This is a genomic window from Helicobacter sp. MIT 01-3238, from assembly GCF_003364135.1.
GTDB lineage: Bacteria > Campylobacterota > Campylobacteria > Campylobacterales > Helicobacteraceae > Helicobacter_B.
In genome coordinates this window covers 1-1,378 of record NZ_NXLN01000054.1, presented here as the reverse complement: position 1 = coordinate 1,378, position 1,378 = coordinate 1, and the positions used below count along the sequence as shown (strand labels likewise).

Genomic DNA, 1,378 nt, shown 5'->3' with positions numbered 1-1,378 from the left:
CCCAGCAGTGCTAAATTTTCCACTCGCACCAGAGAAGTCAGTCAAAAAGCCGCTATTTAGCACACCTCTCTCTCCCACAGATAGATTGCCAGATACATTTCCTGTGATAGATAGTCGTGTAACTAGTGAGCCACCACCGATTTGGGCGATGTATTGCCCCACATTGCCTCCAGAGATAGTCCCAGAGATAGTAAGATTGCCGATAGTAGAGCTACCACCGATGATAAGGTGTGGCAATGTGCCTCCCACAGATAGAGAGCCGATATTTGAGCCAGAGACGGTTAGTCCTCTATTGAAATTACCTGTGTTTAGGCTTAGGCTTCGTAGAGTTGAGTTGGTTACAGAGATTCCTGCGTTGCCTATATTTGTGTTGGTGAAAGTAAAGCTAGTGTTTGGTGCATTAAAACCATTGAAATACACCTCTGTCGTCATTTGGTTTCCATTCCACCAATCGTTATTATTTTTGCTAAAAGTCGCGCTTATGTTTGTCTCATTTGTAGTGCCACTTAGATACCACCTTAGCTCGCGGTAGTAGTTGCCACTTGTGCGGTTTCCAAACTCTGTGCGGAGATTTGTCGTAGTGCCCGTGCAATCAACCCTAGCATATCTCCCCACTCCGTTTGAGTTTGCATCGCCTCTACTCCAATCCTCACTCCACCGACAAGCCGCCGCAGATATATCTAGCACACCACTAGCGATAATGCTAGCAGTAGCTAGAGATAGTCCTATGCGTTTGGGTTTGGATGGGGTGGTTGCGTGGGGTGCGCTGTTGGCAACTTCAAAAGCCCCCTCCCTTGCGGAGGGGGTTTGGGGGTGGGTATCTTTGGCAGATTTTGCACTTAGGGCAGAATCTGCTTTTGAGATACTTGCGAAGTTTGCATTGCTAGCAGTTGTGTTTTTGTTGCTAGCAGTTGCCGACTTTGCTTGAGAAGCGGAGGTGGTATCTACCCACCCCCTTACCCCCTCCGCAAGGGAGGGGGGAATTACAGATTGTCCCTCATAAGTGGAGGGGGAACTATGAGCTAGCCGAGATTTACTCTCTCTCTCTCTCTCTCTCTCTCTCGTTTATAGAGCTACCTTGCTGTGCTAGAAGCACTTGCCTTTGTTCTCTTTTCATTTTTGCTCCTTTGTGTTACTTTATTTGACTGCGTTTGTGATAAACGCAAAATCCATAAAGTGAAATCAAAATCTAGCTATTGTGAGCTAGATTCCTTTTTTAATCGCTTGTGATTTGGGTTGGATTTCACAAAGCTATAAAAAAGTCAAGGTAAATGATAAGTAAATGTAGCTTAAATAATCCTTAAATGAAATAAAAAAATCGCAAAATTTTGCAAAAAAAACCAAAAAAAAAAAAAAACGGCGAATTTTAGGGGGTTTG

The 1,378-nt window shown here is 44.3% G+C and carries 3 protein-coding genes; 2 read left to right on the top strand and 1 reads right to left on the bottom strand.

Going from position 1 to position 1,378, the window contains the following annotated elements; genetic code table 11:
• A partial coding sequence (locus tag CQA40_RS10715) for a hypothetical protein (RefSeq protein ID WP_220271926.1) occupies positions 1 to 687 on the bottom strand: 687 nt, incomplete at its 3' end.
• A gap of 40 nt (positions 688 to 727) precedes the next feature.
• Here CQA40_RS10715 and CQA40_RS10710 point away from each other — a divergent pair.
• Both CQA40_RS10710 and CQA40_RS10930 read left to right on the top strand, forming a co-directional pair.
• Positions 728 to 928, top strand: coding sequence for a hypothetical protein (locus CQA40_RS10710; RefSeq protein WP_181882933.1), 201 nt, complete (start codon positions 728 to 730; stop codon positions 926 to 928).
• Entirely contained in the window at positions 912 to 1,145 is a 234-nt protein-coding gene (locus CQA40_RS10930; RefSeq protein WP_147290212.1) for a hypothetical protein, read from the top strand. Before CQA40_RS10710 ends, CQA40_RS10930 begins: the two co-directional genes overlap by 17 nt.
• Positions 1,146 to 1,378: the final 233 nt, after the last annotated feature.